The following is a 4,707-nucleotide window of genomic DNA, read 5'->3' as shown; positions in this document are numbered from 1 at the left end:
CTTGCCGGAGCCGGATTCACCGACGATGGCAATGGTTTCCCCGCGGTAGAGCTGGAAGGAAATATCCTTCACCGCCTCCACGGTGCCATGCTCGACCTTGAAGTTGACGCCGATGTTACGGGCGTCGATGACCGGGCTTTCCGTGTGCGCATCGTGATCGAAGCGGACGGGCGGGGCAAACGAGTTGACGAGTGCGAGAGCCATGTTCTTCACCTCAATCAATAGGGATCGACCGCATCGCGCAGACCGTCGCCGAGCGCGTTGAACGCGAAGACGGTGACGAGCACGAAGCCGACGGGAGCGAGGATCCAGGGATAAGTGCCGATCACCGAATAGTTGGCGGTGTCCTGCAGCATCAGTCCCCAGGAAATCAGCGGCGGCTTCACGGCAAAGCCGAGGAAGCCGAGGAAGGATTCGAGCAGCACGACGCTCGGGATATGCAGCGTGACGGCAACGATGACGTGGCTCATCACGTTCGGGAAGATGTGCTGGAAGATGATGCGCCGGTCCGTGGCGCCGACGGCCATGGCCGCGCGGACGTAATCGATGCGGGCGAGCGCCAGCGTCTTGCCGCGCACTTCGCGCGACATCTGCGCCCAGCCGAGCGCCGACATGACGACGATGACGAAGGCGAGGAACACATTGGTCGGCGCCGTCACCGGGATCAGCGAGGTTAGCGCCAGATAAAGCGGCAGCTGCGGAAAGGCGAGCACGATTTCCACGAAGCGCTGTACCCAAGCATCGAACGAGCCACCGAAATAGCCGGAGACCATGCCGACGGTGGTGCCGATGACGGTGACGATGAATACGACCGTCAGCGCGATGGTGAGCGAGATGCGCGAGCCGATGATGGCGCGCGAGAGAACGTCACGGCCGAACTTGTCGGTACCAAGAAAATGCACCGGCTGCCCATCGACGGAGCCGAAGAAGTGGCGGTCGGTCGGGATCAGGCCGAGAAGGTTGTACTCCGAGCCCTTGACGAAGAAGCCGAGTACGCGCGGATTGTCATAGTCGGGGCCGACGATCGGCTGGAACGTTACCGGATCGAGCTCCTCGGATTCGCCGAGTGCATAGACGCGCGGCGGATAGGTGAGATTGCCGTCCTTATCGTGGAAGCTCACCATCTGCGGCGGCGCGAAGCCGGTATCAGTGGCCTTGGGGTCCATCGGCGCGAAAAAATCGGCGAACACGGCCATCAAGAGCAGCAGGCCGACGAGGACGAGGCCCATCATGCCGGTCCAGGAACGGCGCAGGCGACGCCAGACCAGCGACAGATAGCTTTCGTTGCCGTTATGCAGACCCTTGACGGTCTCTTCGTGCGGCGGCGGGGGAGCGGAATCGAAGGCGAGCATATCAGGCTCCTCCGTACTGGCGGACGCGCGGGTCCAGCATGGCAAGCAGCATATCGGCGATGATGTTGCCGACAATCAGCGTCGCGGAAAGAACCATCATGAAGGTGGCGGTGACATAGACGTCTCCGACCGCCATCGATCCGACGATCGCGGGACCGACCGTCGGCAGCGAGAAGATGATCGCCGTCTCGATTTCGCCGGTCAGCATATAGGGAAGCACGACGCCCTGGTACATGACGAGCGGGTGCAGCGCGTTGGGTACTGCATGGCGCATCACCACGGCGCTGCCAGACAGACCCTTGGCGCGGGCCGTCTCGACGTATTGCGCGTTCAGCGTATCAAGCAGGTTCCCGCGCATGACGCGCATGTTGTAGGCGAGCCCTCCGAACGTGGCGATGGCGACGACAGGCCAGACGTGGTGGACGAGGTCGGCGAACTTCGCCCAGGACCACGGCGCCCCGCCATATTGCGGCGAGAAGAAGCTGCCGATTTCCGAGACGTTGAAGTGGAAAACCATCAGGTAGACGATGATCAGCGCCATCAGGAAGCGCGGCACCGTCATGCCGAGGAAGGAGATGCCCGAGAGCAGGCTGTCGATCCAGCTATACTGGCGGGTGGCCGCCCAGATGCCGAAGCCGATACCGAGGATCGACGCGAATATGTGACAGACCAGCGCCAGAAGCAGCGTGCGCGGCAGGCGTTCGCCAACGACGTCGGCGACCGGCTTGTTGTAGAACATGCTGTAGCCGAAATCACCCTGGGTGATGATGCCCTTGATCCAGGCGAAGTACTGAATGACCATCGGCTGGTCGAGGCCATGCGCAACGCGGTAGGCCTGGGCCTGCGCCTCGGCGGCTTCGAAGGACGCGCCGCTCTGGTTGATCAGCTGCGATCGGATGTAATCGGCATAGTCGCCCGGCGGAGCCTGGATGATCGCGAAGGTCACGATGCTCAGGATGATCAGTACGGGGATGGCGGACGCTATGCGCACGAGCAGGAAGCGTAACATCGGGCTCGTTTCTCCTTGCTGCCAGTCGCGCCTTTCGGTGCGGCCGGCTTGTTGATCTTGCCCGGCCGCGCATCACGCGCGGCCGGTCCGTTTCTTCGGGAGGAGAACTTAGTTGATCGGGCCCTTTTCGCCGGGCTTGCCGGGCAGCTGCTCAGGGAACAGCTCGTACTTGCCCTGCTTGTCGGCAGCCACCCACAGGCGTTCGCGGATGACGGAATCTTCAGCCCAGTTGAACATGAAGATCGGCGTTCCGGCCGGTACGTTCGAGAAGCGCTTGTTGATGATCAGCGCACCCGGGTACTCCGTGAGGCCAACCGTATCGACATTCTCGGTCGCGATCTTCTGGTACTGCTTCATCAGGGCGACGCGTTCGTCATTGTCCTGGCTGGTGCGGAACTTGTTGACGATGTCGACCAGCTGCTGCTCGTAAGGCATCAGATCGACCTTGTCGTCCTTGCCAGCGCGGTGTTGCCAGCTGGTGCGCGGTCCAACCGGAGCGAGCTGCTCGGTGTTCTGCACCACGGATGCAAGTTCCGTCGGGTTGCGCTGGATCAGCCAGTCGAAACGACCGCCGTAATGAGCGTCGTCGCGCTTTGGACCATCGAGGGCATTGAGAATGACCTTGATCCCGAGCTTTTCCATCTGCCCGACGACACCTTCCGCGAGGCTCTTGTCGGTGCTGTAGGTATTGTTGACGAGCAGCACGATTTCGAGGTTCTTGCCGCCTTCGGTGCCGGCGGGGAAGTTCACGAAGCCGTCGCCGTCGGTATCCTTCAACCCAACCTTTTCAAGCAGCGCCTTGGCACCCTTGAGGTCGAAGGGATAGTAGACGACGGAGTTGCGGTCGTAGAAACTCGTGCCCGAGGACAGGCCGCCTGGATAGATCGCCGTGAACGGACCCTTGACGAGCGAGTCGCCGATCGCCTTGCGATCGAGAGCCATGGTGACCGCCTTGCGGAAGTCCTCGTTGCGGTTCAGCTCGCGGATCGCCTGGCTGCGCCCATCCGGTTCGCCCCAGCCATTGGCCGAGAAGTTCATACGCAGATTGTATCCGATCAGGCGCGGGCCGAAGGCGAGACGAGCGGGTGCCGTCTTTTCGGCGGCGCGCTTCAGCGATGCCACGAAGTTTTCCGGCTGCTCGAGGTTCGAAATGTCGCCGGAGCCGGCAACGGCCTGCACGTCGCGGTCCGCCCAGGTCGAAAGCTTGTAGTGCAGCTCGTTGAGGTAAGGCAGCTGGTTGCCCTTCTCGTCGACCTTCCAGTAGTAAGGGTTGCGGCGCATCACGATGATATCGTCGGGACGGTACTCAACCGGCACCCAACCGCCCATGACGGGCATGTTCATGTACTCAGGCGGGAAGGCGTTCTTGAACTGGTCGTAGGTGTTCTTCGAGTATTTCGGATGCTGTGGCTTGAGGATATGCGACGGGCCCGGGCAGAAATTCGGGTACGCCATCGTGTAGAGATACTGCTTCGGGAAAGCTTCCTTGAAGGTCCACTCGACGGTGTAGTCGTCGATCTTCTTCAGCGTGGTTCCCTCGCCGAAAGCCTCGGGCGAAGCGCCGCCGCCAAGCGGCGAGACGTTTGGATCGACGACTTCGTCTTCCCAGTAGAACATGATGTCATCGGCGTTGAAGGCAACGCCGTCAGACCACTTGGCACCTTCGATGAGGTGCATGGTGAGCTTGTGGCCGTCCTCGGACCATTCCCAGCCCTTGGCAAGGTTCGGAAGCGGTTCGGTGTCCTTGGCTTCGACCTGGAAGAGCGGTGCGGTACGCGTCAGGCACTCGGAAAGGCCGATATCGATGCCGCCCCAGCCTTGAGTCTGGCCGGCGCCGTAATTCCAGCCTTCCGGCCGGCCGCCGATGACGTGGCGCAGCGTGTCGCCATAGACGCCGATGCCATCGACCATGTTCTCGGTCTTGAAGACCAGCGGCTCCTTGGGGAGACGGTCCTTGACCGGGGGAAGCTTGCCGGTATCGACAAAGTTCTTCTTCACCCAATCCGGCTCGTTATACGAGGGAAGCGCCTTGAACTCCTCGATGGAATCTCTCGATACATAATTGATCTTGCCTTCCGCCGGAAACTGCGGCGGAACGGGCGGTGTCGTCGGCTCGGAGGCGTAGGCGCTCAAAGCCTGGACCGAGACGCTCAGCGCCAGTCCGGCCAGAATGCCAAGGTTGCGGTAATGTCTCATCGTCTCTCCCTTTTGTATCGGGACGCTTGTCGGCTGCCCCGGTTCTCCTCAACGATCCGGAAACGGGCTTGTGGCGATGGCGTCCCCTCCTTGGGACGCCATCGCCACCCGTCCTCCGGGAAACTTACACGGCCTGCTTGAGCAGCGTCG

4 protein-coding genes are annotated in these 4,707 nt (G+C 61.7%); all 4 read right to left on the bottom strand.

Features of this window, described 5'->3' with window-relative positions; all coding sequences use genetic code 11:
- Positions 1-204, bottom strand: a 204-nt coding sequence (locus tag B3605_RS02960) for an ATP-binding cassette domain-containing protein (protein WP_349677247.1), incomplete at its 3' end; no start/stop codon positions are given.
- A gap of 14 nt (positions 205-218) precedes the next feature.
- Positions 219-1,352 carry an ABC transporter permease gene (locus tag B3605_RS02955; RefSeq protein WP_111560628.1) on the bottom strand — a complete coding sequence of 378 codons (1,134 nt, stop codon included), beginning with the start codon at positions 1,350-1,352 and terminating at the stop codon, positions 219-221.
- 1 nt (position 1,353) lies between these two features.
- Complete coding sequence (locus B3605_RS02950; RefSeq protein WP_112943274.1) at positions 1,354-2,361, bottom strand: ABC transporter permease; 1,008 nt, start codon at positions 2,359-2,361, stop codon at positions 1,354-1,356.
- Positions 2,362-2,469: 108 nt separating this feature from the next.
- Positions 2,470-4,557, bottom strand: coding sequence for an ABC transporter substrate-binding protein (locus B3605_RS02945; protein ID WP_296432177.1), 2,088 nt, complete (start codon positions 4,555-4,557; stop codon positions 2,470-2,472).
- Positions 4,558-4,707 lie beyond the last annotated feature (150 nt).

Source organism: Rhizobium sp. UBA1881, assembly GCF_002338015.1.
GTDB lineage: Bacteria > Pseudomonadota > Alphaproteobacteria > Rhizobiales > Rhizobiaceae > Rhizobium.
The sequence above is the reverse complement of the archived record's forward strand: the minus strand, read 5'-3'. Positions and strand labels throughout refer to the sequence as shown.

Coding starts and splice junctions, on each gene's coding strand:
- B3605_RS02955 (WP_111560628.1), bottom strand. CDS start 1,352: ATGCTCGCCTTCGATTCCGCTCCCCCGCCGCCGCACGAAGAGACCGTC.
- B3605_RS02950 (WP_112943274.1), bottom strand. CDS start 2,361: ATGTTACGCTTCCTGCTCGTGCGCATAGCGTCCGCCATCCCCGTACTG.
- B3605_RS02945 (WP_296432177.1), bottom strand. CDS start 4,557: ATGAGACATTACCGCAACCTTGGCATTCTGGCCGGACTGGCGCTGAGC.